The following is a 25,409-nucleotide window of genomic DNA, read 5'->3' on the forward strand; positions in this document are numbered from 1 at the left end:
CTCCTATATAGTATTAGATAGACAACTTATCTGAAATTTCAGACCTTCAGATGTATAATCTTTGTCTTGTTCCAGGTAGATAAGCCGTACGTCATCAAATTGAATAGAATCTTCAAGGGCAGTCATAAATTCTGAAATTGCAGAGCCTCTTTTATCCAGAAAAAATGCTGTACCCGTTACCATTATCTTCTTCTTTTCTTCTGTAGATGATTCGGAGAGAAAGCGAATATATTCCAGTCGTATATTGTCTGCGGTATGCAGCCTTATCTCTTTTAGTATTATAGAGGTATCTATATCTTCTCTAAGCACTTGAGGGTATAAGTCTCTTTCTGCCAGTAATTTTCTTTTTTTAGAACTCAGCAGAAGCACACGTGTATTTGCGGGAGCCAGAGACGACAACTCCTTCTTTCTACCTTCCAATTCAGATCTGGCATTAACCATTCCTCCGGATATGTTTAAATAGAGAAAAAACATTACCATGGCAGCTACACCGCTGGGGACCGTTAAGGCTGTAATAGAGGCGACACTCTTGTTCTCGTTCTTTTTCTTTCCGTGTAAGAGATTCAACTCTTCTTTATTCCACACGGCCAAACCATACACTGTAACCAGAGCCGAGGGGCTCGCTGTAGTAATTTCTTCAGATATTCCATCCGCATATTCTGCACCATGGATGGGATTGGCCGATTCTACTTCTATACCAAGCTCACTTGACAGGAAGACCCTTAGGCCTTGCAACTCACAACCTCCACCCGACATACTTATTTTTTCTACGTTAGATATATGGAATTCAGTTGTATAAAAATCGAAACTCGTCCTGATTTCACTCAACAGCTTTTCTAAAACAGGCATCATCAGCATGGAAAGTTGTGACAACTGTATACCACCTTCTGTCGTTTTCCTTTCTGTTGGAGAGGGAAATCCGTATTCTCGCTTCAGGGCGTCTGCATCGTCATATGATAGCGTATGCAGATCTTTCCCGCTTTCGCTTATCGGCGCTGATATCAGTGATTTTGTTACATCATTACCTCCCAGATTAATAGTCCTGGTAAATTCGAGTACTCCATTATTAAAGAAACTAATGACAGTCCTCTCATAACCAATATCCACCATGGCGCTAACTTTATCTCTTTCATCATTATTACGTAGTGCAAGCGTTTTCCATTGTACTAATGGGGCAACAGTGACCGCAACAGGCTTCAAGCCGGCAGCACGAGCAATAGAGAACTCCTGCTCTACTAACTCTTTGGGAGCAGCAACCAGGATGACATCCAGCTTATTTACACCATCCTCATTCTTTTCCCCTACAATCATATAATCCATAGCCATTTTGTCGACGGGGATGGATACATATTTCTGCACCTCAAAAGGCACTACTTCATCCAGCTCTTCTTCTGGCATTGGAGGCAAGGTAATACGTCGGATGAAAACCTGAGACCCTGATACCATAATAACAACATCTTTGTCCACAATGCGTCCTTCCGCCAGGCAATTTTTTATTAACCCGGTCAGTACCTCCGGATTCCTTCCGTTCTGCCTTGCTTCTACAGGTACTTCTGATATTGCCAGGCACTCTATTTTCTGGTCCGTTCCGTTGACGTTTACTCCTAAGGCCTTTACGGAATAGTTGCCTATATCCAGACCTATCAGACGTTTTCCTTTACTTTTCTTTGAAATTGAAGAGAACATTTTATTTTTTAACATGGTTTTTCACTTTCTTAATTAGCTGCCACTGCCTCCGACAATGATTGGACGGTTATGATGGGCATTGACGTACTTAAATCTCTAAAATAATCATTTTCTACTGTAACTGCGGTTGGATTTCCATTTCCATTTATAACACCACCATAATGGATTATGCCTCCAATTATATCTGAGTTACCATTGAATGTAATATCACCTTCGCAGATTATTATGGCGTCCATTGTGGCGGTCCCATTCAAAACAACGTCTCCTTTTACCCAGAACACCCCCACCCCTTCCGGTTTGAACCAACGGTAAGGTCATTCTCAACATAGGTAAAGTTCGGCATTGCGTTTGTTGGTGCATCAATGTAGTAACTTGGATTTGATGGTTCCGGATAATCATCGTTAGCATTGTCAATAGTCAAGTCCCAGGCATTGTAGTGTCCCTGATCAATGGCAATGACCTTAACAAAATCCACATCCAATAACTGTGCAGGACGAATAACAATACCGGTCTCAGGGTCAGGGCCAGTATTGTTATCTACCCCGGGAGTACCAAAACTAGTTACAATAGAGCCATCATCATTTGTCATGCCAAAACCTCCACCTGTTCCTGCAATACCACCACTCGTTTGTACACCCGGTTGTACTGCGGTGCCAGGAGAAGGAATAATAGTCACCTTTGTCTTTATCTGTCTTTGTGAGACTGTGGTACCGCCTCTTATAACCTTACCAGTCGCTATTATGGTGTAAACATCTGAGAAACCGTCAAGTGGATTACTCACATCAGTAACGTTATTGATAATGGTAGCATCATCACCATCATCATCTACTATGTCATCATCCGCAAGTGCTGTATCATCATCATTATTACCACGATCTAAATCAACATCAGAATTTGTGGAATGCGGAGATGAGCCCGCGAGGTACGGTCTTTCAATCCAGTACTCTGCTCTTTCAGTAGTGCTGGATGATACGACGTACGGAGCACTCCTTATGCCTGTTGTAGCAGCTGGAAAAAGGGGAGTTCCGGAGGCATTCATACTAAAAAACCTGTACTTTGCATCCTGAAGGGCAAACATTGTTGCTGTATCAGCCAGGTAATAGGCCTTGTTTGAATTTATGGTTAGAGGTGCAGATACTTTCCAAGTACCCATAATAGAGGTAAAGATACCTCCCATTACTGACATAAGCACCATTATTACTATGATGGAAGTGAGGGCAATCCCTTCGTTTCTGTTAAAAAATCCAGGAAATTTCTTCAGTAATTTTGTAGTCTTAATATTGACCATTTTCAAATAAAGTCGCTAATAATTTCAGCTTATAAATACACTTCTTACACTTCTTAGTTTAACTAAAGACCATAGTTCCTGGGATAAATTTTTGTATTCCAATTAGAGCCGCCGTCAAGTACCAGATCTATGATAATTGCGTCAACACTGCTGCCATATTGCGGCACAGCATCGGCAATGAAGGTTGTAACATGTTCCGCTATAACATCGCCTGAAGTATCGTTGCCAGGAAGACCTCCATAAGTTGTAGAGCTCTGCCTTCTCAGTTCATTAGTGGATGTATTCCGAATAAATTTTACAAACAGGTTTCCGTCCAAACTTGAAGTAACATTTTTTTCAAATATTAGTTGATTTGTTGCTGTATTATTTATGGTTTTTGCCTCTTTTACCTCTCTACTTATCTTTTCCATTACCATGATGGCATCATCATTTCTCTCTTTTTTCTTCTGCATGGCAATTTGCGCGCTCAAACTTTTGGTAAGGACCCCAAAAACAAAAGTCCCGAGTATAGAGGCAATTACAACCACTATAATCATCTCCATCAGAGTGAAACCAGCCTCTCCATCTTGAGTATGTTGACATTTATGTTTTCTATTAATTTGCATTTGGATTATAAAAGTCCTTTGCCAGGATGGCCCAAAGGGTGACAACATCCGCGTTCTCCGAGTTGCTTACGCTTTCAGTAACTCTTATGAAATCTGTAGGTGAAGCAGAGTAAGTGAAAGTGCTGCCTGAATGAGACACATATTCTCTCGTGGAGTTTTCAGTATAGAGACGCCCATTCAATGTAACAGAACTGGGGACATTACCAAGATTGCTGGTAGCGATCGTATAACCGGCATTTTTTAACTCTTCTATTTCTTTCTGTGCCAGATAAGTGGCCGTGGCATATATCTCCGGCCTGGTCCCCTGCTTTATTCCAGTGGCAAAGGGTACAACAAGGGTAGAGGAGAGGACTCCTGTTACGGTTATGATCATAACGAGTTCTACAAGGGTAAAGCCCCTCTCTGACTTCAAATCCCATATCCTATTTTTACAAAAACTATTCTTCATACGTTTACTGTATAGCCGCTCTTCCTGTTGTATTCTCAACAATAATATTTTTAAAAGCCCCTTCTGAAGTAATTCTAAGAATTCCACCCGCTCCTGTAACAGGTTCACCAGTGGAATTGAATGTATATATAAGATCTGTAGTACCAGTACCAACTGGACTAAATATTGCTCTAGAAAATTCCGGTAATTCTTTTGACTCGTTTGACCCTGCAGATGTAATAGTGTAAGTACTACCGTTTGAGGTAAATGTAATTGTTGTTTCTCTGTACTTGCTCATTGCCATCTCTTGTGTATGACGAATATCTGATTTTACCTGCCTGGCAACACTGTCAAGGTCTATAGTATTAATTGCTCCCAATCTGGGCAGGGCAACCGCCGCCATTATCCCCGCAATAGCTATAACCATTACCAGTTCAAAAGTAGAAAAGCCTTCAGAGCGCCCATACACTATTTTCCGGAGTTTTTTTTCTATTATATTAATTTTCATTTTCACTAACCTGCGTGGTGGCATGGACAAGTTTTGTTTGTCCGTATTCTCAGCATATTGTAACATTCCACACGAACAAATGAGTTTTTACATGCCACCCTACCGTTTCAAAAACTTTGAAATTCTACACATCCAGGCAGGCAAACTGAAATAGTAAACAGTTTACCCACCTGTACTATGTAGAATAATTTAAAAAGCGGAACTAGCATCTTCTGTTATCAAAGCAGGGGTATCACCACTCCTTGCCGTCCAATCCCATTCGAAAGTTGAACCCTTATAATTCAAGATAATGGCGGTTCCTGCGGCGTTTGAAGCAATCTCTCCTGAAGCAGGGGTATCAGTGGCGGTAGCTTGATACGTTATACCACCGGTGAACGCGGTAGCAGCTAAGACATCGGCTAAAGTGTATGTAGTTGTATTAATCAGAAAATCAGAGTGTTCTGCCTGAATTGACGAACTAAGTGCGCTTCCAACTCCCCTGGCGGCACTGAGCTTTGCTGAATCTGACAAACTTAAGAACTTAGGTATGGCAACGGCAGAAATTACCCCGAGGATAACAATAACCATAATGAGTTCGATAAGGGTAAAACCTTCTTCACTTTTTTTCCGTTTTGACTGCATTTTTCTTCTCCTGTAAAAAATTATAAAATTCTTTAATAATTAACTGCTCAATACCTCTTTCATGGTTCTCTATACTAATCAATACCTCCTTTCTGTCTCTCTCTTTTAAAACAGATTGTTTTGTTTCAAACATAATTAACCACCTCTTTCTGCCAGCTTGGTAAGGTCCCACATGGGTAAGAATATAGCCAACATAAGGAAGAGCACAACTACTCCAAGAAATGCCAGGAGTATTGGTTCAATAAGGCTTGCAATATTTTTGATTGAGTAATCAACTTCCATGTCATAATATTCAGAAACCTTGACAAGCATACTGTCAAGTTCCCCGGATTCTTCTCCCGCTGACATCATCTGTACTACCATAGGGGTAAAAAATTTTGATTTCTTCATGGTGGCGGCTACACTCTCTCCTCGTTGCACACCTTCTCTGAGATCACCTATAACCTCGGATATTGGAATATTCCCAACTACGTCCGCACATATCTTCAGGTTCTCCAGGATTGATAGTCCACTTCGATTCAGGGTAGACAAGGTCCTGGTAAAGACCGACATGGCAATCTTAAGAAAAATAGGCCCAAAGATTGGGACCTTCAGCTTAAGCAAGTCGAGTTGACGACGTCCTAGATAGGTTTTGGCATATCCTCGATAAGCAAAAAACAGACATCCTGCTCCACCAAGGAGAAGGTACCAGTAGTTTGAAAAGATATCATTAGCGGCTATCAACATCCTTGTCGCAAGAGGTAGTTCAAGATTAACCTGCTTAAAGATACTCACAAAATTGGGGACCACGAATTTCATGAGTATTAATACGGCAATCAACATTGCGCTTATGACTATCTTGGGATAACGTGTGGCAGCCTTTATCTTCGCCTTGGTTTCTGCTGCATGTTCCGCCAGAGAGGCAAGCCTCCCCAGGATATCATCAAGAGTACCGGAAGCTTCTCCAGCTCGTATCATATTTATGTAAAGACTGGAGAACACTTTGGGATGTTTTGCAAGCGCGTCAGAGAAAGAAGAACCTGTCTGGATTTCTGCAGCCAGTTTAAAGAGAATCTCTTTAAAGGTTTTATTCTGCACCTGTTCAGCAAGCCCCTGGATCCCCATGAGCAATGGTATTCCTGCGGAAAAGAGGGTGGCAAGCTGACGGTTAAACACAATGAGATCTTTGTCCGTTACCTTTGGCTTTAAAAAACTGAATGAAGATGCGCTCTTAACCGCCTTACCTTCTTCCAGGTGAACAGGAATGTAACCCATTTCCCCCAGCTGAAACCTGGCAATATCCAGCCCCGCAGCTTCCAGAGTCCCTGCAACCGCTTTTCCGTATCCGTCCCTCGCCCTGTATTTAAAAACCGGCATTATTCACCTCTTTATTTAACTGTCTCATCTAAATATTTTTCAACGGTATTTGTAAGCATATTCAGATCATAAGGCTTTGCTATGTACTCATTTCCACCACATGCAAGGCCCATTTCCCTGTCGGCATCCTGAATTTTTGAACTTACAATAATAATCGGGATATGCTTGAACCTGGCATCAAACTTTAGCAGTCTGCAGAAATGGTAACCGTCCATTTTCGGCATCATAACATCCAGTATTATGAGCTGTGGTTGTTCATTGTTTACCATTGTCAGAGCGTCTTTTCCGTTTGTAGCCATAGTTACTACGTGTCCTTTTGCCTCCAGGGCAAACTTCAATGTTTCAGCGCTATAATAGTCATCTTCTACCAATAGTAATTTTTTGTTCTCACTCATTTGTATAAAGGCAGAGTAAAAACGAAATTACTGCCCCCTCTCCCTTTACTTTCTACCCAGATTCTTCCTCCCTGTGCTTCTATGATGTCTTTGCATATGCTCAAACCCAATCCTATGCCGTAGTGTTTTTTTGTCGTGGCATTCTCAACCTGATAGAACCTTTCAAATATCTTGTCCTGCTCCTCAAGAAAAATACCTGCCCCATTATCCTTAACACTGATTTCTACCTCATCTTCCGTAGATTTTGTACTTACTACTATTTCTCCACCATGAGGCGTAAACTTAAAGGCATTATCCAGAAGATTCAGCAACGCCTGCCTTGTCCTGTTTGAATCTGCCAGGACTGAAGGATGGCTTCCGTTATTATTGATCAGAGACACTTTATTCTCTTCAGCCTTGAACCACTGGCTCTCTATAGTGCTTTTTATTATCTTGTCGAGGTCCACCTTTTCCCGCTTTAATGGTACTTTTCGTATTTCTGAAATGGTTATATCCAGAAGTGTAGTAGTCAGGTTTGACAGATATTCAACTCCATCATTTATTATATGTAAAAATTTCTTCTGAGAGTCCGTGTTCGGCCCCAGCATCTCCTGGAGCAATAGGTTTACCGCGTTTTTCATAGATGTTATAGGAGAAAGTAACTCGTGAGAAGCGATAGTTATAAATTCTGACTTTACCTGGTCAAATTTTTTATCCCGTGTAATATCTTTAAACACAACTAAACAGCCTTTTTTTCTCTCGTAGTTAATTTCCCCGTTTATTTCTGAGAACTCTACTTTTATTACCCTTACCTCAGGTATCTGAATAGTTATCTCTTCAGAAGTAAGCGAATCCACCTCTCCTCTCAACCATTTTGATATTTTACCCAGTCCTGATTTTTCCAGTAATTCTTCTGTTTCCTGCTTATCAATGTCCTTTTTGATTTTCCAACCCAGCATCCATTTGACTGCGGGATTTACAACCACAGCATCGTCATCCTGTGTGATTATTATCACACCTTCAGCCAGGTTCTCTACAGCCAGATTAAACATATTCATGTTTTCAGCAAACCTGGTTTTCGGGTTTTTTATCTTGCCGGCACTAACCATAGAGATAGCATTTGAGGCAAAGATGGCAAAAGACTTTAAAAGCCATTCATCATAAGAGGTAAACCGGCCTTTTCCTTTTTTATTTACAACCTGAATCGCTCCGATTACCTTATTACTCTGCTGTTTGACAGGAATGCATAAGACGGTACTTGTTTTGTATCCCAGGTTGTTATCAAGTTCTGGATCAAACAGAGGGCTCTGGTAAGCATCTTCAAGCTTGATAGTTTCTGAAGTCTTTGCTACATATCCGGCTAAACCGTTACTAAGAGGTAAGCGTATTTCCCTGACTTCTTCATTGTAAATAAAAACACACTTGAACTCATCTGCTTCTTCATCCACCAGAAACAGATTACACATATCGGATTCTAATATTCGTTTAGCTTCAGTCATTATAAATTTGAAAAGGGATGCCTGATCAATACACTTCATCATTCCAATAGAGGTATTAAAGAGATGCGCCAACTTCTGCTCTGTCTTGCGCGTAATATTGAGAACACTTTTAATTAAATCGCTTGTTGTGTAACCTAAATCGATCAATATGTTTCCCAGCGCCTTACCATTTGTTTTCTGTACTTCCAGCGCTTCCTTTATCTGTTTCTGATTTATAATTTTTTTGTCCAGCAGTAACTGCCCGAACATCTGTTTGTTTTCTTCTTTGACAATCATAGGTTATCACAGCCTGTAATTATTTTCCGGTTATTGAAGATTAAAATGTTATTATTTTGATCCAAAAAAAAGAGCTGGATCAGAAATAAAAAAGATCTCTATAACATTTATCGGTTATGTAACGAGAAACATTAGTTATTAAATAATTGTGAACAACTAAAAAAGTTAAATACTGACGGACTGCCTGAGAATAGGAGTTTTGTCAGATCTGTAAGGCGTAAACCATTTAGAATCGATGCATAGCTCTTTTGGTTTTGTATTCTTGCACGACATGCTGGCTGTTGAATACAATTGGTTTTGCGACCTGATTTCATATTTGTTCATTTGTTAATATCGCACTTAATGTTCCAAAACTTTTTAATTCTGGAAAATAATATCATGATAAACTTAAGTGCGAGTGATTAAAGATGATATGAAAGGAATTGGTATAGTCTATAAAAAGGAATATGGGTGTGAATTAAGAAGCACCAGATTCTCTGTTCTAAAAATGAAACAAGGGTGCCTTATATTGAAACACCTGTTAGCTTAAAATGGGAATATGAATAAGATGTGTTCAGGTGTTTATTGTCCCCAGGCTTCCAACATGTTGTCTCTGCCCGTCAGGTAGCAATGCTATGAGCATGGAGTATATCATCCCTGTCTGAACAGCCCGGTCTGGCGGGAACTCATTTCTCCGTGTCCGTGCTTTTCACGCATTACTATGTAATGGAGATTTCAGAAAATAGTAATTCAATCTAATATTATCATCTTCCGCCGATTGTAACATTCTTTATTCTGATATGCGGTCCGCCGTCGCTTACACGCAGGGGTGACTGTCCGCCTTTACCGCATCCACCAAGCCCTCCGTACAGCACAAGGTCGTTACCGATTGCGTCTATGTTCATTAATGTTTCAAATACATTACCTGTTAATACTACATCGCGGACCTGTTCACAAATCTTTCCGGCTTTTATTCTATACGCTTCCTCCGCGCTGAAAGTAAACATCTCTGTATTAGTCTGCCCGCCAAGCGACCCCTTTGCGTAGATTCCATCTTCTGTTCCGGCCAACATATCTTCAAATGTTTGATCGCGAGATTCCATATAGGTGTTAGTCATGCGAACAATCGGTTCACTGCCATAGCCGATAGCCCTCGCGTTTCCGGTCGGGTCTTCGTTCATTTTGGCGGCTGTTTCTCTTGAATGCAGGCGGTTGGCCAGGATTCCATCCTTTATCAGGTATGTTTTCTGAGTGGGAGTGCCCTCACTGTCATATTTGTTATAGCCGGCTTCTCCTACAAGTGTACCATCGTCTACAATAGACAACTCGTCAGAACCGAAGCGTTTTCCGATTTTCATAATCTCACGAAGCTTCTGGTTTTCATAGATAAAATCTGCTTCGCTCAGATGTCCAAATGCTTCGTGCGTAAACACACCGCAAAGTTTTGGATCAACAATTACGGTATACTTGCCGGCATCCACCGGTTTGGCGGAAAGCAGGTCCACAGCTCTCTTTGTAACCTCTTCACAACTCTCTTCAAAATTTTCAACTTTCCTGTACCCTCTGAGATCTCCAATTGAATTGTATGCCTGCTGCACATCCATACCGTCTTTTGCCATTGCCATGACCGAAACACCGCAGAATATATTTTCGCAAACGATAAAACTACCTTCCGAGTTCGCGAAGTAAAGCGTACCGTGGGAATCCACATATCTTACACTGGAAGTCTGTATCTTTTTTGAAGATAAGATGATATTATTGTACTTTTGACATAAATCATGTTTATCAATCAACGAGACGTCTGCCGGATCAAGATCAACCTGTGTTTTTACAATGTCATTAACTATCCCGGTTTCTGCAAGCGAAACGTCTTTATTACCAACCAGCTTTGCCTGTTCACATGCCATTTTTACATAGCGAGGTAAATCTTCAATATCATTAAAGGCGACAAATCCCCACCCGCCATTTACGAGAGCGCGCACACATCCCCCCATCATGCTGCTTTCGCCGATACTCTCCAACTCCTTACCCACATAAGAGACACCGGTCCCTCTTCCTTCATTAACACGTATTTCTATATGGTCTGCTTTTGCAGATTTTAAAGCATTCTTAATCAATTTTTCCATTTTGTTCCTTCCTACAAACTAGAGGTTAATTAATTTTTCAAACTCCTCTGTATTTAAAATTGTTGTTCCCAGTTCTTTTGCCTTTGTCAACTTTGATCCAGGGGATTCACCGGCAATCAGAAAATCAGTTTTGCTACTTACGGCTGACGATACTCTGCCACCCAGATTTTTTATTATGCCCTCGGCCTCTTTCCTGGTATATCCATTCAATGTTCCTGTTACTACGAAAGATTTCTCCGCTATAGGGGAGACACTCTTCGTATGTCGGCTAATCGCGGTAAGATTAACACCTGCGGTCTTTAACTTTCTGATAACATCTTGTGTATGGCTATTTGAGAAGAAATCTACTAAGCTTTTTGCCGTGATGCTGCCAATTTCGAAAATCTCCTCCAACTCTTCGACAGAGGCGTTCATAAGTTTGTCAAGTGTGCCGAACTCTTTTGATAACACCTCCGCTGCATGAGAACCGATATTCTGAATACCTAACGCGCAGACCAAAAGATGCAAATCTCTAGACTTACTCTTTTCTATTTCTGTGATAAGATTTTGAGCAGATTTTTCTCCCATTCTTTCCAGTGGTACAAGGTCATCAACTTTCAATGAATAAATATCAGCATAATCATTAATAATCTTTTTATCTACCAATTGCTCGATCAGGGCCGGACCTAACCCCTCGATATTCATTGCGTTTCTACTCGCAAAGTATACTATTCTTCTCTTCGCCTGGGCGGTACAGAGGGGATTATGGCATTTCAGATAAACCTCTTCTTTAATAACATCTCCTTCACAGGCAGGACATTTTTCCGGAACATCAAACCGTTGCTCGTTACCGGTGCGTTTCTCCTTCAACACCTTAACTACCTGAGGGATTATCTCTCCCGCTTTCCGAACAATGACACAGTCTCCTACGCGAATATCCTTTCTCTCAATTTCATCAAAATTGTAAAGCGATGCCCTGCTTACCGTTGTACCGCTGAGCGGGACAGGGTCTAATTCTGCTACAGGAGTTAATATACCTGTTTTTCCAACCTGCACCTTTATCGTCTCGATCTTTGTGGTCGATTCTTCCGGCTGATACTTGTAGGAGATAACCCAACGCGGCGCTTTACTGGTTGAGCCCAATATGCCATGAAGTCCTAATGAGTTAACTTTTATTACCATTCCATCTACCTGATATTCAAGCTCACTTCGTCTGCTTTCCCACAAATTACAGTATGAGATTGCTTCATCCATGTTTTTGCATAATTTATAGTGCGGGTTTACCGGAAGACCGAACTTTTTTATTGTTTCAAGGCATTCAATATGGTCTGTAAATTTACTATCACCATAATATCCAAAGGCATAGGCAAACAGGCGGAGGGGCCGTTTGGCTGTTGTTTGGGGATTAAGGAGTTTAAGAGAGCCTGCAGCGGCATTTCTGGGATTTGCAAATAAGGGTTCACCTTCTTCTTCACGTCTTTGATTCAGTATCTGAAAATCCCCGTCCGGAAGATATATTTCGCCACGGATCTCAATACTTGGCGGTATTCTGATGTGATCATCACACAGAAATCTTAAAGGTATGTCCTTTACCGTTCTTAAATTTGCGGTGACGTCATCTCCCCTGATACCGTTGCCTCTTGTAGCGCCACGTGTGAAGATTCCATTTTCGTACCACAGTGAAATTGCCACACCATCAATCTTATGTTCTATAACATATTCTATCTCCTCGATCAGCTCAAGACTGCCTTCCTGTGCCGAAGTCCGCCCGGCTATGTCACTCAAGCGGGTATTTTTTAATTTTCGTCTTATTCTTCTGTCAAATTCTCTTAATTCCTCCTCTGAGTATGTGTTTTCAATGCTGAGCATGGGTATCTTGTGTTCAACTGACTTGAATTCCGGAACAGGTTCACCGCTTACACGTTGAGTTGGTGAATCAGGTGTGATCAATTGCGGGTGGGAATTTTCAAGCATTTCCAGCTGTTTCATCAGTTGATCGTATTCATAATCCTCAATTTCAGGCATGTTTGAAACATAATACTTTCCGTCGTGGTATCGTATCTTTGCGCGAAGGTATTCAACCTTCTCAATTACATTTTTATTCACAATTAGTTCTCGTTCTTAGCCGGAAAATATGGTATTTAGAGGTGGAGCTTCCAAGATTATAACAACAGGCACTAAATTGAATAATACACAAGCTCTATGTGAATAACAAAGATATTTTTTCTGAGTACTTAGTTACTGCTATACCGAGCTATGCAGTATTCCGGTTTTCACATATAAGCAAAAACCCTTGACAATAAAATCTGTTTTTTATACACTTGAGGGCTTGTATTCTAAAGATTTGTTTTTAATTTCTTTAGTAGATTTATAAACCCATTGTGGAATGATTTTTTTACCTGCCTTCACATTATTTCCCGCCAGTGCGGGCAACATAACCCTATTTAGGCCAGGGATATAGGTTCAGGAACGAATTACCCATTTCTGCTAAAAATATCTTAAAATCATTTTGTTTACCAACTATTTATAAATCATTAACTTTGCAAGTAAGGGGTTGTAATGTTTGGGAAAGAAAAAGAATCAAAAGAGTTTTTTGAAGTATTCAATAAAAAACTACAAACGGATGCTAAATGTGACAGTAAAGTACTGGAAAGAGACCAGGTGAATCCAACGGTTCTACCCCGACCTAACCAACAAAGAAACCAGGATAGTATTGACGAAAGTAGTAATGCAAAACAACTGGGGTGGATTAAAGATACGCAAAGAGAGAAAAAAGTTCAATCAGATGCTGAAGAGCCCAGGACACCATCTCGGAATGAAGTTGTTATTAAACAGGAGACGTTGATCTTTGGTGCGTTAGGCGCCGTTTTTTTATCATTAGTTTGTTTTTTTGTCGGTTATAAGATTGGCAATAAAGATGTGTTAAACCCTGAAACATTGCAGGAAACTATTGAATATTCTACACTGGAAGGTGGGGTCAAGACTATACCTCAGGACAGAAAGATAAATACAGTAGATTTATCAACTAAAAAACCCGAAAAAGTACCAGCGAAGAGTGAGGAAAATGTCAAATGGACTCTTCAGATTATATCATATAGTAACACAAAGCAGCATATAAAGAAGGCGCGTGATCTGGCGAAAGCTATCAAAAACATGACGAACCATAATACCTTTGTGGCAAAAAGGGGTAAGGAAATTGTTGTATGTACGGGTAAATTTAATTCTAAGGATAGTAATGAACTAAAGAGGGCTTTAAATGAAATCAGCAAGTTAGAATACGAAGGAAAAAAGCAATTCGCAAGTAGCTATCCAATTCAAGTGCGATAATGAAGAAAGGATAAACAATGAGTATTGACAAAAGTCTTGTATCAAAGAGTAAGTTAGGCAGGCATCGAAATGTTCTTACAAGGACGGAACGCATAAAAATACTGGAAGAAGACGGTTCGTGGAACGAAAAAAAATCTGTGTACGGCTTACCTAAAGTAAAAAGCATGAAGGTAACGGTTAAGAAAAAGGTGAAGAAGGTTGCTGAAGTTGCTGATGGTAAGGAAAAGGCGTCCTGATGATTGCGGATCGAATGCGGGGATTTGAAGCGTCCGGGATAAGAAAGGTATTCGACCTTGCGCAAAAGATTGAGAACCCGGTTAATCTCAGCATTGGACAACCGGATTTTGATGTTCCTGTTGAGGTAAAGAACGAAGCGATAAAAGCAATAGAAGGAGGTTTTAACCGATATACCAGAACTCAGGGCATACCGGAGCTTGGTGATAAAATCCTGGAGAAAGCAAGGAAAGAGCGCGGTATCAAGGGTGAAAGCATAATGATTACATCAGGTGTGGCCGGAGCTTTAACCCTTGCGTTTATGGTCCTTATTAACCCCGGAGATGAAGTCCTTGTGCCTGACCCGTACTTTGTATCATTTAAACATCTTGTGAATTTCTGCGGTGGCAAGGCAAAGTTTATTGACACATATCCTGATTTTGAACTCACCCCGGAACGTATTTTACCACTTATCAGTCCGCGTACTAAAATAATCATTATAAATAGTCCATCCAATCCTACAGGTGTAGTTTATAACCCTCAACGCCTTAAAGAGATCAGTGACATTGCAGAAAAACATAACCTGATAATTATTTCAGATGAAATATACAAAAAATTCGTTTACGACATAGAATATCAGAGCATCGGGAAATTTTATGAAAAGACGGTTACCTGTAACGGTTTCTCCAAATCATACGCAATGACCGGATGGCGATTAGGCAGTGCAATCGGCCCAGCAAAGATTATTGATGAAATGATGAAACTTCAGCAGTACACCTATATATGTGCTCCCTCATTTGCTCAAGTAGCCGGAGTAAAGGCTATGGATATTGGTATGGACGCGTATGTAGAAGATTACAAAAAGAAACGTGATTTCGTTTGTAACAACCTTAAAGATCATTACAAGTTAATCAAGCCTGATGGCGCATTTTATGCTTTCCCTCAAGTACCCTGGGGAACGGATGAGAAGTTTGTTACGGAGGCAATAAAACATGATTTGCTAATCATACCCGGCAGTGTCTTTTCAGAAAAGAAGACCCATTTCAGAATATCCTATGCGGCAACATTTGAGACCCTGGAACGTGGAATTGAAATACTTAACTCCATGGTGTAATAACTAAAAGAACAACTTTATTGTTTCTGCTTCGTTCTTTATATTTTCCTTCAATGTTTGTTGTAATCTGCTTAAGTCCAACAAATTCCAGTCTATCCCAAACGACTGGGCCAGCTCTATCGCATCACCGTAAAAAAGCTCGGTATTTGTATATTCCCCTTCCTCATCTTCTTCCTGCATTTCGTGAATATGGGTAAGAATATCAGCAACATGTACAATTATAGGAAAATGAGATTTATTATCTGCTTCCTGTGGGTGATGATGATAACCGACCGCATTTATAAGGCTTTCCGGAAACATCCATTTTTTCAGAAGTCTCATTCCAACTTCATCATGAGTCATCCCAAAGACGTCTTTCTCTCCTTCAAAAGCGGTGTATTTTATTTTTAAAGGACTCATGATCTCCAATTGCATCATAAATTCACTGGGAAAGGTGATAAACATGGCCAGTTTCCCGATATCATGGACCAGGCCTGCTACAAATAGTTCATTACTCTTTATTTTTAAATCGACAGCAATAGCCTTTGCCGCAAGGGCACAATAGAAGGAATGCTTCCAGAATTTATTAATGTCAAACCTTCCGCCTTGTTTAATATTCTTAAAACTATCAAATGCGACTGTAGAGATCACCAGGTTTCTGATTTCCTTAAAACCCAGGACAGTTACTGCGTGTTGCAGAGAGGATATTTCTCTTGTAAGACCATAAAATGGCGAATTGGCTATTTTAAGTATCTTTGTAGTAAGAGATACGTCCGGACTTATAATCGCCATGAGATCATTTGCTGAACTTTTAGGGTCAGCAGTGACTTCTATTACACGAAGAGCCATAGTTGGCAAAGTGGGTATAGATTTAATCCTGGCAATGAGTGTTGAAGCTGCATGAGAGCTCACGCTGGTCAGTCCTCCAATGGTAAAAAATATTAGTTTTTAAAAAAAACTATACTTCAGCAGTTGCTTCTTTAAAACCTTTTTATTTGTATCCCGTATCTGATGCGCATTAAACTGTCATTATTTTAATCTAGCCTCACGTATTTTTTCATGTGCTTTTTCTAAAACATCTTCCGACACAGAAAAAAGATTTTGTGTTTCAATGATATTAAAAAACAGGGAAACCAGCATTGGGTCAAACTGCGAACCGGCCTTATCTGCAAGTTCCACAACCATTTCTTCTGGAGAAAGTTTATTCTTATATCGCCGTCCGGATAACATCGCTACAATTGCGTCAGCCATTGCAAATATTCGCGCGCCAAGAGGTATTTCACAATCTTTAAGTCCGTCGGGGTAACCGGTCCCATCAAAATTCTCGTGGTGATACTGTAGTATAGATTTCTCGTTAGCAAAAAAATCGAATAATTCGATCAGTTCTGATAACATATACGGATGGTCTTCAAGCTCAGTTCTCTCTTCTTTATGCAACAGTTTGTCTTTAGCATTAAACGTTTTCTTCATCAAAACCTTGAAATTGTCGTGAAAATTTGCCGCACGTTTAAATGTTTCAATAAAAGCAGGAGGAAGGGAAAGTCTCTCACCGATGAGCATTATGTATCTCTTTACATCGTGATTATGTTGCTTATGCTCATCTCCTCCTATATCACGGGTTAAAAGTTCTAAAGATTCTATAGATGACTTTTTCGTTTTCTCTAAAATTAATGAAAGATTTTCCTTCAGGTATTCTAATTTTTTGTTTTCACGAATTCTATTACCATCAGATATTCCGGAAGACTGCTTCATATAGACAGTAACCCTGTTTCTTCCTTCTGCCTTAGACCGATACAGGGCCTTATCCGCAAGCCCCAGAAGCTCTTTACTCTCATGTAATCGGTGGTGCTTTACCGATGCAATGCCTATACTCACGGTTACTGTTGTTGAATGTTTGCCATCGCTATATCGTTTTTTCTCACATGTAGTACGGATTTTCTCAGCTACTTTCTTTGCTCCGGCAACACCGGTATTCGGGAGAAGCAACATAAATTCCTCCCCGCCATACCGAATGGCAATATCCGTTTTTCTTTCATCTTGTTCCAGACAGGATGAAAATTCACGCAATACCAAATCACCAAAGTTGTGCCCAAAAGTATCATTCACCTCTTTGAAATAATCCAAATCTATAAGAAGACAAGACAAGTCGTTTTGGTATCTCATCACACGGGAAAACTCCTTGTCTAGAATATCCACCATATAGTGTCGATTGAACAAACCAGTCAGTTTGTCATGGATTGCCTGTTTTTCTAAATTGTCACGTACCGACAAAAGCTCTTCGTTAAGTTCAACAATACGCTTTCCCGCTTTCAGGCGAACTCTGAGTTCATTGTGATTGAACGGCTTGGTAATATAGTCGTCTGCTCCTGCCTCCATTCCTTCGATTAAATCATCACGATTATCCTTCGATGTAAGCAACATGACAAAAACGTATGGCTCTCTGGCCTGTTCTCTGACCTTTCGGCATATTTCTATTCCATCCATACCCGGCATCATCCAATCGAGTATCAGAAGGTTTGGTGAATCTTCGGATTGAATAATATTCCAGGCCTCAAGACCATCTTTACACGAAACAACTTCAAAACCGATCTGCTCCAATAGATTTTCCAATCTGAGTCGTGATATATTTTCGTCTTCCGCAATTAAAATTCTCATTCAATACATTCCTTCAATTCATTTGCCAGACATTCTACATCTTTAACCAAAGTATCAAAAACGTCTTCAACCCCGTCAAATCTGTTTTCCCTACCCATTATCTCCAGTTTTAAAGCCGTTTTAAAAGCGGTATTTTCTACAAAATTAGCGATAGCTCCTTTCAGCTTGTGAGCTGATTGCTCCAGTTCCTTACTATTGAGGTTGTTTATAGCCTTTTTAATCTTGGAAAGCTGCTTAGGAGTGTCGTCCAGAAAAATTTCAATAATTTCTGTTAAAAACCCTTCATCTCCACCAAACTTTTCGAGTATTTCGTCCTTCTCTAATTCTATATTATCGTCCATTTGCGGTTCTTTAAATTTCTAATATTGCTACTTACAGATTGAACTTTCAATAGCTTAACAGGCGTACCGTGATTCTTCCAACTAAATTTTTTCTGTTTCCATGAATTTCAATATTACCAGAAAATTTCTGACTTACGGTTTGTCCAATGATTTCATGTGTAATTCATTTTTCAGGTTTCCGTCACATTTAATCTTTTTTGTAGACAAACCTGCATGCCGAATGAAGCAAAATATATTCCAATACAGTCGGCAATTGTGGTCCAGCGTTTGGTGCTAATCACTCAATCTTCCCAGTTGCGAAATCAACTTGTTACGAATACCTATCGGTGTCAGGACAAAATCCACATTTCCGGTATAAATGGCAGCCTTAGGCATTCCCCAGATTACACTGGAATTTTCATCTTGAGCATACGTAACCCCGCCTATAGACTTTATGTGGCTTATTCCTTCCGCGCCATCCTTTCCCATACCGGTCATAATAACTCCCGTAATATTATCCTCGTTAGTTTTTCTTACTGATTTCATCGTTACATCTACAGCCGGACGCACATAACATACTTTCGGACCATTAACAAGTTGTATTATCTTGTTGTTCCTGAGTTCCAGATGAACCTCACTTGGTGCAAAGTAAACCACTCCCGGTTGCATTGTCTCCCCGTGGCAGGCAATCTTAATCTCCATTTTAGTCACACTGTTTAATGTCGTGCATAATGACTTGTTCGCGCATTTCATCATATGTTGCACAAGCACGATACTCGCGTCTAAAAGCGGAAAACCATTAAAGAATTCTCTCAATGTTTTAGGTCCACCGGTCGATATTCCTAAAACTACAATATTTTGTTTTTCCATTGCTTTTATTCTAGATAATTAGTTTTTATATCCCGAAATCAACAATCTATTCTGGAATTGTCAACCCTACTGTACATAATCAATATGCTCTGCCACCGTCTCTAAAAGTTCTTCTGAAGTGAAGGGCTTTCTTACGTAGTTCATTACATACTCAGTCAGTTTCTCCAGTTTTGGACCGGGGTCATGCACTGCCGTTAACATGCAGATAACATTCCCGCCGTGCAAACCTTCATCTTCAATTATTGAGATCGTATCCCAACCATCCATTTTAGGCATCATGATATCCATCAATATCAAACCTCTAAAACCTTCTCTAAGCTTATCCAGGCATCTCTCTCCACTCTCAACAGTGCAGATTGAATAACCTTTTGTATTAAGAATGATCTCCACTGTTGACCTGATGGAAGGATCGTCATCCACAACCATTATTTGTTTTTTCATTTGTCTGCCTCAATAAACATTACCGAATTCCGAATTGTGGAATTCGTGTTTATACAATTCTCTATTTTGGATTCAATATTTGTTACCTTTGTTTCAAACTGCCAACTGAAGCTGGAGTTTCCAATTCACCTTGTCTAACAGGGAGCGTAAAGTATATTGTTGTTCCCTGTCCGATTCCCTGACTTTCAACCCATATCCTTCCTCCGTGTTTTTCTATTATACGCTGGCAGATGGAGAGGCCAAGGCCGGTTGAAGAGCGATCATTCCTTGAATCATCTACCTTATAGAACTCTTCAAATACACGCTTAAGTTGCATTTCAGTCATCCCTATGCCATTATCCCTCACAGATACTGTTATAGTTTCACTACTATCAATGATTGCATCAAAATAAACAAATCCCTTTCCGTTTGTGTATTTGACCGTGTTACTGATGAGGTTATGGAAAACTTCCATAATCAGCATTCTATCTGCCTCAACGTAAAGTGGTGAGGATGTATTGTTCACGACTTTGATGCTATTCTCTTCAAAGAGAGAAGAAAGGCTTTTTATGACATTTCCGATTTCACTAATGAGATCAACTTTCTCAAGTTTCAAACTTATCCTGGAAGAGTTTAATTGTGCAAGTTGCAGTGTCATCTCTGTCAGGTTCTTCATATATTTTACATTGTCCATAACCAAATCCAGCATCCTTTTAGATTCAATGTCTTCAGTACGGTTTGCTACCATAGGTAAAAGCGCTAAAAGTGGTGTCAGCGGTGTCTTAAGATCATGGCTGAGTTGGTTGACAAATGCGTCCTTTTGACGCAGAAGTTGATTAATCTTATCTGTTCTCTGCTCCACACGTTTCTCAAGATCCTGGTTCAGGGTAGCTAACTGGTCCTGTAATTGTTTGGTACGCATGGCTGCTCTGACACGCGCCCGCAATTCAAACGAATCAAAAGGTTTTGTTACGTAATCCACGGCACCAAGGTCTAATCCCCTGATACGGCTTCCATTATCATCAGCAGCCGAAAGAAAAATAACCGGAATCATACAAAGCACGGTATCATCCTTCAAAGCTTGACAGACTTCAAAACCGGACATTTCAGGCATATCTACATCCAGAAGAATCAAATCCGGCTTTTCTCGATGGGCAGACTCAAGCGCCCTCTTTCCATCCTCTACACAGAGAACTTCAAGACTCTCTTTTTTCAGATGGACTTTAGCAATTGCCATGATTTTTGGGTTATCATCAACAATTAAAACCTTCACTGTTACAATCCTTTCATATCGGGAGTTCAGAAATTAAATATTAACAAATAGTATACCAATCTCCGGAAACTACACGGCCTTTCAGGAGGTATGAGACATTTTCCTTACATATAATGGTTTCAGTATTTCCAGGTTAAATTCTCATTTTTAATTCGTATTAACAAGTTGTCGATTAACATATTTTACTTCGCATTCCCGACTCAGTAATCAGTAATCATAACATTTGTTTTCCTACTTCGATCTACTGCCTGATAAAGTACTTCAAACTTGTTCAAAGCTGTTGTGGCGGCCTCCAAGTCCCTTGCTTTAGCTGCTTTCTCCAGTGTTTTCGCGGCCTCAGTTAAAATTGGATATCCATAACTGCCACCTGCACCTTTCATCTGATGAGCAAGCCGACAGAGACCGTTATAGTCTTCACTCTCCAATACCTTACGCATAGAAGCTATATCCTCTTTTAATCCGGCAACAAATTCATCAATAAGTTCCACTAGATCCTCGTCATCCGAATATTCAGAGCAAATCTCTTCCGGAGTACCTTGTTGCCTATCTTTAGATACCTTAACTTCATTTCTATTTTCATATCTATCTTCTTTCAATCTACAATCCCTGCCTTGCCGGTCGGCATGAACATCCCCTACCTTTTCAGCAGGCAGTTGCAATTCGGGATTGTTTTGTTCTTTTTCCCCGTTACTCAGATTCCTGTCTATTGCTTCCGCAAGTTTTTGCACGTTAATCGGTTTGGAGACATAATCGTTCATACCGGCCTCAAGGCATTTCTCACGGTCGCCTTTCATAGCATTAGCCGTCATGGCTATTATTGGAATGTTATGATTCCTAACTGCTGAATTCAGATCTCGTATGGTACCGGTGGCTTCATAGCCATCCATCACCGGCATCTGACAGTCCATCAATACAAGGTCGTAATCAAATTTTTCCAGTGATTCGACGGCCTCCCTGCCATTAGTAGCAAGGTCCGCATGGTATCCAAGTTTTTTCCCTAATATGCGTAATGCTATCTTCTGATTGACAACATTATCCTCTGTCAGAAGTATACGGATACGCTGTTTATGGTCTTCTGAAATAGAATATTGAGTAACTATTTGGCCCTCTGTCTCTTTTCCATCCTTTCCAGATTCACCAGTAACAATTCTGAGACAATCAAATAACTGCATTTTTTTTACAGGCTTTGTCAGATATGCAGCAACGCCCATTCTTTTAAAATGTTCCGCATCTCCACGCCTGCCAACGGATGCCAACATCACAAGGACAAGGTCCTGAAGTTCCGGATCAGTCTTTATTTCCCTGCAAAGTAATTCTCCATCTATTTCAGGCATACAATAGTCAAGCAGGGCGACCCGAAACGGATTACCCTCTTTAGTTGCGGCAGCCAGTTTTTTTATTGCCTCATCACTTGAAGCGGCCTCTTCTACCAGACAACTCCATGATTCCAGATACATTCTAAAGATGTAACGATTCGTATTGTTGTCATCAACAATCAGCACTCGAAACTTCTTGATAGAGCCAAGTTCGAATGGTCTCTGTAATTGATCAGGCTGTTTTCTAAGCACAGCGGTAAACCAGAATGTCGATCCCTTTCCTTCCTCACTTTCAACACCGATCTGACCTCCCATTAACGCTACAATCTGTTTGGAAATTGACAATCCAAGGCCGGTACCTCCATACTTTCTGGTAGTAGAGGTGTCTGCCTGAGAAAATGGCTTGAATAAACGGTCCATACGATCATCAGGTATACCGATTCCGGTATCTCTAATATCAAACCTCACAGTGACATGCGAATCCGTTTCCTCAGCCATAGTCATATTAACACTGACCTCACCTTTATGTGTAAATTTAATGGCATTTCCCGTAAGGTTGTTTAAAACCTGTCGCAATCGTCCAGGATCACCATGCAAAAGGGAAGGTACTTCCGGGCTCATAAAGCATGAAAATATCAGGCCTTTCTTTTTTGCCTTGAAAGCAAAGAGGTCTATAGTACTTTCTTCTGCAATGCGCAGGTCAAAGTCGATATTTTCAATTTCCAGTTTTCCAACCTCGATCTTGGAAAAATCGAGAATATCATTAATAATTGACAGTAAAGCGTCCGTGCTGTTCTGGACAACCCTGGCATATTCACGCTGTTCATTAGTCAATTTAGTGTCGAGTAATAAATCTGTCATACCTACGATACCATTCATTGGTGTGCGTATTTCGTGGCTCATGTTGGCCAGAAATTCACTCTTGGCCTGATTGGCAATTTCCGCCCTTTTTTGTGCTTCCGTTGCGCTTTTCATCTTCGCCAGAGCGTTTTTTTCACCCCTCCTTAACATCTCTTCCATATGTTTCCGTTGTGTTACATCTTCATTGACCGCAACAAAATGGGTAATATAACCTGCATCATTATTGACAGGAGAAATTGAAGTATACTCCCAATAGAGTACACCATTCTTCTTCTTATTACAGAACTCACCCCGCCACTCTTCACCGGACTTAATAGTTTTCCATAAATGTTCGTAATCTTTTAGTGGAGTTTTACCGGATTTTAATATACGCGGTGTTTGTCCCAGCGACTCTTCCACGGTGTAGCCGGTTAGCTCTGTGAACTTTGGATTGACATATTCAATATTGCCTTCGATGTCAGTAATCATCACGGAGTTTGGGCTTTGTTTAACAGCTTCTGATAGCTTACTTAAATTCTCTTCAATTCTTATACGTTCTGATATGTCTTCTTTTACTGCAACAAAATGGGTGGTCTCTCCCGCCTTATTCTGTATTGGAGAAATATTTGCGTGCTCCCAATAAAGTTCTCCATTCTTTTTCTTATTATGGAACCTGCCTGTCCATAAATTACCGGAAGTAATAGTATCCCAAAGTTTTTTATATTCTTTACAGCTTGTTTCATTTGATTTCAGCACTCTGGGATTCTTTCCGATAACCTCTTCTATAGTGTATCCGGTAAGTTTTGTAAATTTTGGATTAACATACTCAATATCACCTTCCTTATTCGTAATAACAACAGATGCAGGACTTTGTTCAACCGCTTGAGACAGCTTGCGTAAATTCTCTTCAATTTGTTTGCGTTCTGCTATTTCCAGGAACATATTATCACGAGATTCGGTAATCTGTTTCATCATATTACACAAGGTATAGAGCATATGGTTGAAATTTAAAGATAATTCGCCTATTTCATTTGCAGACTCAATTTCAACCTTGTGATTAAGTTGGCCTTCTGCTATACGTTTGAGACCATAAGATAGTTCTTTAATTGGACGAACAATACGTCCGGAAAGAATAATTGCTATAATAATAACTACCAGGACAGTTCCACCCAGGATAAAAAAAACAGTGTTACGTAGTATAATGACAGAGGCAAAAGCCTCGGCTTCTTCAACTTCAGCAATTACTGCAAACGGGACATCTGCTATTTTCATCTGGTTATGAATACCAAGTACCCTTTTACCATGAAAACCATCATAGATAAATGCTTTCTCCTCCATGTTGTCCTGCTTTGTTTTTGCAATATGTTCGCTTTGCCATAACCTGGTCTGTTCTGTTTTGATCATATTTTGAAGGAGAGTTTTTTCTTTATTAAGAATCGAATTTGACCTCATTTTAAGATCGAGGCCAATAAGATAAGTTTCTGCTGTTTTACCCAGTCCAACTTCAGTCTGCATAATCTTATCAATCTGAGAGATAGGGAATTGGAATGCAAGTAATCCAATTTTTTCTCCAAAATTATCGATAATAGCAGAAGCAACAAAGCCTGACATAAGATCGTCCGAAAGCGAATAAAATTCATAGTCAGAAAATGCAGGCTTTCCTGTTTCAAGGGCTTTTTTACATGCAGCGGCAAATAAAGTATCTGACCTCTTACCGGTAAACAAGTTGGTGCCTGCACTATCTCCGTCTCCGGCAGAAAAGAATATGTTTCCCCGGTTATCAATAAGATATATATCTTTGTAATCATAAGTACTTCTATAGTTTGCGATATCATTACCTTGCTCAACAACAATCTGCGTCCATTCAGTACTGTTTACAAAATCTTTAAGAGGTTTATTGCTTTCTTTAAATGCCTTTCTAAGTTCTTCCATGAGTTCAATTTTTAGCCGCGTTTCTGACTGTTGTCTTAAAGCGGTTAACATACCGGAAAAATAGGAGTGGATATATTCAGTCTTAATCTTCGCAGTCAACCTCAATGCCTTTTCTGCATCATTATGACGGCTCTTGTACGCATTGTGATAACTGATAACACTCACAACAGTCATGGGTATTATGGAAAGGACGAGAAACCAGAAGATGAGCGTTCTTCCAAGCCCTCGTTTAAGGATGTTTTTTCTGTTACCTTTACTGCCTTTTTCTTCTGTGTTCATCGTTATCTAGTTGTTGTTATTACGCGTAGGTCGGGTTTCTTGACCGGCATCTTTTATCAGACAGAATGAAGATACAGAGATTTTGCCCAAGACCTGACTTGTTGTTAAAACGCCAGTTATCTTGTTATATGCTTAACCTGTATCTTA

23 protein-coding genes are annotated in these 25,409 nt (G+C 40.1%); 3 read left to right on the top strand and 20 right to left on the bottom strand.

Features of this window, described 5'->3' with window-relative positions; translation table 11 throughout:
• Positions 1–3: 3 nt before the first annotated feature.
• From pilM to ligA, 13 genes are all read right to left on the bottom strand, one after another.
• Entirely contained in the window at positions 4–1,701 is a 1,698-nt protein-coding gene (gene pilM / locus SCALIN_RS10605) for a type IV pilus assembly protein PilM (RefSeq protein WP_096894472.1), read from the bottom strand.
• Positions 1,702–1,715: 14 nt separating this feature from the next.
• Positions 1,716–1,967: a hypothetical protein gene (locus SCALIN_RS10610; protein WP_096894473.1), complete on the bottom strand. Its 252-nt coding sequence runs from the start codon at positions 1,965–1,967 to the stop codon at positions 1,716–1,718.
• The gene (locus SCALIN_RS10615; protein ID WP_096894474.1) at positions 1,955–2,974 is read right to left on the bottom strand and encodes a hypothetical protein; all 1,020 of its coding nucleotides are present in this window, start codon (positions 2,972–2,974) and stop codon (positions 1,955–1,957) included. The genes SCALIN_RS10610 and SCALIN_RS10615 overlap by 13 nt, the downstream gene beginning before the upstream one ends.
• A 62-nt stretch (positions 2,975–3,036) precedes the next feature.
• Entirely contained in the window at positions 3,037–3,579 is a 543-nt protein-coding gene (locus SCALIN_RS10620; RefSeq protein WP_162532260.1) for a PulJ/GspJ family protein, read from the bottom strand.
• Positions 3,569–4,027, bottom strand: coding sequence for a type II secretion system protein (locus tag SCALIN_RS10625; protein WP_096894476.1), 459 nt, complete (start codon positions 4,025–4,027; stop codon positions 3,569–3,571). Before SCALIN_RS10625 ends, SCALIN_RS10620 begins: the two co-directional genes overlap by 11 nt.
• Positions 4,028–4,031: 4 nt before the next feature.
• The gene (locus SCALIN_RS10630; RefSeq protein ID WP_096894477.1) at positions 4,032–4,514 is read right to left on the bottom strand and encodes a pilus assembly FimT family protein; all 483 of its coding nucleotides are present in this window, start codon (positions 4,512–4,514) and stop codon (positions 4,032–4,034) included.
• 189 nt (positions 4,515–4,703) lie between these two features.
• Entirely contained in the window at positions 4,704–5,135 is a 432-nt protein-coding gene (locus SCALIN_RS10635) for a type IV pilin protein (protein ID WP_096894478.1), read from the bottom strand.
• Entirely contained in the window at positions 5,110–5,268 is a 159-nt protein-coding gene (locus SCALIN_RS22170) for a hypothetical protein (RefSeq protein WP_162532261.1), read from the bottom strand. The genes SCALIN_RS10635 and SCALIN_RS22170 overlap by 26 nt, the downstream gene beginning before the upstream one ends.
• A 2-nt stretch (positions 5,269–5,270) precedes the next feature.
• Positions 5,271–6,491, bottom strand: coding sequence for a type II secretion system F family protein (locus SCALIN_RS10640; protein ID WP_096894479.1), 1,221 nt, complete (start codon positions 6,489–6,491; stop codon positions 5,271–5,273).
• Positions 6,492–6,502: 11 nt separating this feature from the next.
• On the bottom strand, positions 6,503–6,886 hold the full coding sequence (locus SCALIN_RS10645; RefSeq protein ID WP_096894480.1) for a response regulator transcription factor: 384 nt from the start codon (positions 6,884–6,886) through the stop codon (positions 6,503–6,505).
• Positions 6,883–8,640: an ATP-binding protein gene (locus SCALIN_RS10650; protein WP_096894481.1), complete on the bottom strand. Its 1,758-nt coding sequence runs from the start codon at positions 8,638–8,640 to the stop codon at positions 6,883–6,885. The genes SCALIN_RS10645 and SCALIN_RS10650 overlap by 4 nt, the downstream gene beginning before the upstream one ends.
• Before the next feature lie 743 nt (positions 8,641–9,383).
• Complete coding sequence (locus tag SCALIN_RS10655) at positions 9,384–10,745, bottom strand: TldD/PmbA family protein (RefSeq protein ID WP_096894482.1); 1,362 nt, start codon at positions 10,743–10,745, stop codon at positions 9,384–9,386.
• An 18-nt stretch (positions 10,746–10,763) separates the two neighbouring features.
• Complete coding sequence (ligA, locus tag SCALIN_RS10660; protein ID WP_096894483.1) at positions 10,764–12,830, bottom strand: NAD-dependent DNA ligase LigA; 2,067 nt, start codon at positions 12,828–12,830, stop codon at positions 10,764–10,766.
• A 453-nt stretch (positions 12,831–13,283) separates the two neighbouring features.
• Here ligA and SCALIN_RS10665 point away from each other — a divergent pair, with 453 nt between their 5' ends.
• The 3 genes from SCALIN_RS10665 to SCALIN_RS10675 are packed head-to-tail and all read left to right on the top strand — an operon-like array spanning position 13,284 to position 15,378.
• Positions 13,284–14,051, top strand: a complete 768-nt coding sequence (locus SCALIN_RS10665; protein ID WP_096894484.1) for a hypothetical protein — start codon at positions 13,284–13,286, stop codon at positions 14,049–14,051.
• 17 nt (positions 14,052–14,068) lie between these two features.
• Complete coding sequence (locus SCALIN_RS10670; RefSeq protein ID WP_096894485.1) at positions 14,069–14,287, top strand: small basic protein; 219 nt, start codon at positions 14,069–14,071, stop codon at positions 14,285–14,287.
• Positions 14,287–15,378, top strand: a complete 1,092-nt coding sequence (locus tag SCALIN_RS10675; RefSeq protein ID WP_096894486.1) for a pyridoxal phosphate-dependent aminotransferase — start codon at positions 14,287–14,289, stop codon at positions 15,376–15,378. The genes SCALIN_RS10670 and SCALIN_RS10675 overlap by 1 nt, the downstream gene beginning before the upstream one ends.
• Positions 15,379–15,381: 3 nt before the next feature.
• Here SCALIN_RS10675 and SCALIN_RS10680 read toward each other — a convergent pair whose 3' ends face one another.
• From SCALIN_RS10680 to SCALIN_RS10710, 7 genes are all read right to left on the bottom strand, one after another.
• Positions 15,382–16,269 (bottom strand): HDOD domain-containing protein, encoded by an 888-nt coding sequence (locus tag SCALIN_RS10680; RefSeq protein ID WP_096894487.1) that lies wholly within the window; start codon positions 16,267–16,269, stop codon positions 15,382–15,384.
• Positions 16,270–16,386: 117 nt separating this feature from the next.
• Positions 16,387–18,012: an HD domain-containing protein gene (locus SCALIN_RS10685; RefSeq protein WP_096894488.1), complete on the bottom strand. Its 1,626-nt coding sequence runs from the start codon at positions 18,010–18,012 to the stop codon at positions 16,387–16,389.
• Entirely contained in the window at positions 18,009–18,353 is a 345-nt protein-coding gene (locus SCALIN_RS10690; RefSeq protein WP_096894489.1) for an Hpt domain-containing protein, read from the bottom strand. The genes SCALIN_RS10685 and SCALIN_RS10690 overlap by 4 nt, the downstream gene beginning before the upstream one ends.
• A 273-nt stretch (positions 18,354–18,626) precedes the next feature.
• Positions 18,627–19,202, bottom strand: a complete 576-nt coding sequence (locus tag SCALIN_RS10695) for a CheB methylesterase domain-containing protein (protein ID WP_096894490.1) — start codon at positions 19,200–19,202, stop codon at positions 18,627–18,629.
• Between the two features lie 66 nt (positions 19,203–19,268).
• Positions 19,269–19,643 carry a response regulator gene (locus SCALIN_RS10700; protein ID WP_096894491.1) on the bottom strand — a complete coding sequence of 125 codons (375 nt, stop codon included), beginning with the start codon at positions 19,641–19,643 and terminating at the stop codon, positions 19,269–19,271.
• 82 nt (positions 19,644–19,725) lie between these two features.
• The gene (locus SCALIN_RS10705) at positions 19,726–20,895 is read right to left on the bottom strand and encodes a hybrid sensor histidine kinase/response regulator (RefSeq protein ID WP_096894492.1); all 1,170 of its coding nucleotides are present in this window, start codon (positions 20,893–20,895) and stop codon (positions 19,726–19,728) included.
• A gap of 200 nt (positions 20,896–21,095) precedes the next feature.
• Positions 21,096–25,262 carry a PAS domain S-box protein gene (locus SCALIN_RS10710; protein ID WP_096894493.1) on the bottom strand — a complete coding sequence of 1,389 codons (4,167 nt, stop codon included), beginning with the start codon at positions 25,260–25,262 and terminating at the stop codon, positions 21,096–21,098.
• Positions 25,263–25,409 lie beyond the last annotated feature (147 nt).

Origin of the sequence: Candidatus Scalindua japonica (assembly GCF_002443295.1) — a bacterium.
In the GTDB taxonomy this organism is placed as follows: Bacteria; Planctomycetota; Brocadiia; order Brocadiales; family Scalinduaceae; genus Scalindua; species Scalindua japonica.